3 protein-coding genes and 1 pseudogene are annotated in these 1,861 nt (G+C 43.5%); 3 read left to right on the top strand and 1 reads right to left on the bottom strand.

Features of this window, described 5'->3' with window-relative positions:
- The first annotated feature begins 239 nt into the window (after nucleotides 1-239).
- Both WBA23_RS16410 and WBA23_RS16415 read left to right on the top strand, forming a co-directional pair.
- Entirely contained in the window at nucleotides 240-692 is a 453-nt protein-coding gene (locus WBA23_RS16410) for a hypothetical protein (RefSeq protein WP_424583370.1), read from the top strand.
- Entirely contained in the window at nucleotides 692-1,135 is a 444-nt protein-coding gene (locus WBA23_RS16415) for a hypothetical protein (protein WP_424583371.1), read from the top strand. The genes WBA23_RS16410 and WBA23_RS16415 overlap by 1 nt, the downstream gene beginning before the upstream one ends.
- Nucleotides 1,136-1,200: 65 nt before the next feature.
- Here the strand turns inward: WBA23_RS16415 and WBA23_RS16420 are convergent, their stop codons facing one another.
- Complete coding sequence (locus WBA23_RS16420) at nucleotides 1,201-1,551, bottom strand: aminomethyltransferase beta-barrel domain-containing protein (protein WP_424583372.1); 351 nt, start codon at nucleotides 1,549-1,551, stop codon at nucleotides 1,201-1,203.
- 75 nt (nucleotides 1,552-1,626) lie between these two features.
- On the opposite strand from WBA23_RS16420, the pseudogene WBA23_RS16425 reads away from it, so the two are divergent.
- Nucleotides 1,627-1,861: pseudogene (locus tag WBA23_RS16425) on the top strand (hypothetical protein); the annotation flags it as partial.

Here is a 1,861-nt window from a genome sequence, read left to right on the forward strand (position 1 = left end):
CGAAAGTTTGTAACCGGAGGGTTAACGTTACGATCTAAAATTATGCGCTACTGGCCCGAACGAAAGAAACCAGTTTTAGGAACTCAGCGGAAACGCCCTACGTATCCCAAAGGACATAAAATTGAAGAAGTGGGTACTTTTAAGGAATAAAAAGTACGGGACTACCTAAGAAATACCTACAACAACGGCACGGAAGGTGATCTAAATGATTTGTTTAACTTCTATATCGATATTGAGTGATGAACCGACTGCTACTAACATTATTAATGGGGTATCTTCTGCTAGGATGTAAGGAAACTCTTACTGAGGAGCCAGCCATTCGGAGGCTAGTAAACGAAACGCCGTACGAAGTAGTGGTAGAAGTCTTCGGAAGCGATGAACGCTTCACCTACGAATTATCGCCCTTTGATTCGCTGGATATTAACGGAGTATGTGTGAGCGGGGTTGAAGATTATTGTGATCTAGGGTGGGTAACTAGTCTTAATAACGCTACCATCACTTTCGAGGGGGAGCGAGTACAAGAGTTCGAAGGGTTACCTGATGATCCGGAACAGAAAGCTGTTAATGCTGATCCAAGAGGGGTAGGCTTTGGATACGTTCGTACTTTTGAAGAAATAGATGGCATCGAAGTAGATGTGTACACCTACCGGATCACGCAAGAAGACTACGATAATGCCGAAATTATTCAGTGATGAACCGATTACTATTACTGATAGGTTATTTACTGCTAGGATGTATTGAACAGTTAATTGAACATCGATCCATTCGGCGGCTGGTAAACGAAACCCCCTACGAGGTAACAGTAGAAGTCTTCGAGTATGATACCCGCTATACCTACCAGCTACCTCCGGCCGATTCAGTGGACATTCCCGGAGTGTGTACTAGCGGTTTGGAAACCTACTGCGCGTTAGACTGGGAGGGTAATTTTGAAAATGCTACCATCACCTTTGGTGAGGAACGGATACAGCAGTTTGCCCTCCCCAATAACCGTGACGAGAAGGCCATTAATGGTGACCCTAGTGAAGGCTTTGGCTACGTACTTACCAGCGAGGGCTTATTCGATAATCAAACCAGAATCTATACCTACCGCATTACGCAAGAAGATTACAATCAGGCAGAAGAAATTGATAATTAGTTAATACCATAAATTCCCAAATAGCTTCATAGAGCTTTGCTAGGCTCGTATCAAACGAAGCTTTACTATTTATGGATCACCCCTGAACCAATTAACTCCTCATCCGCGTACCAGGCTACAAACTGACCCGAGGCAATGCTTTTCTGAGGACGGTCAAATACCATGTAAAGGCCTTCGGTAGTTTGGCGCAGTGTGGCTTCTTCCAACCGCTGGTGGTAGCGGATTCGGGCTTGATAGCGAGCTTCTTCCCCAGCCTCAAGGCGTAAATCTCCTCGTAGCCAGTGAGTTTCTTCATTAGTGACAAATAACGCTGGACGATACAAACCAGGGTGCTGGTCGCTTTGACCTACGTACACGATGTTCTCGGTTGTGTCAGTAGCCAGTACAAACAGTGGCTCGGGACTATCTCTTAACAAACAAACTCTAAAGTAAAAATAGCTGTTCTAACTAAACTAGTCTCATATCCGTGTGATCGTTGAAGTAAAAATATTGTGATTAGGGTCTATCTAGATAATTGTGTATTTAATCGTCCGTTTGATGACCAAAGCCAAATTCGTATCCGCCTTGAGTCAGAAGCGAAATTGTACGTTCAGGAAAAAATTAAGCAAGGATTTATTGAGCTTATCTGGAGTTACATTCTTGATTTTGAAAATGAACTCAATCCTTTTGACGAGCGAAAAAGGGTGATTAAAAAATGGCGTGCATTTGCAATAGCCGATATTGAGC

The organism is Tunicatimonas sp., assembly GCF_049647865.1.
Lineage (GTDB): Bacteria > Bacteroidota > Bacteroidia > Cytophagales > Cyclobacteriaceae > Tunicatimonas.

Coding starts and splice junctions, on each gene's coding strand:
- WBA23_RS16410 (WP_424583370.1), top strand. CDS start 240: ATGAACCGACTGCTACTAACATTATTAATGGGGTATCTTCTGCTAGGA.
- WBA23_RS16415 (WP_424583371.1), top strand. CDS start 692: ATGAACCGATTACTATTACTGATAGGTTATTTACTGCTAGGATGTATT.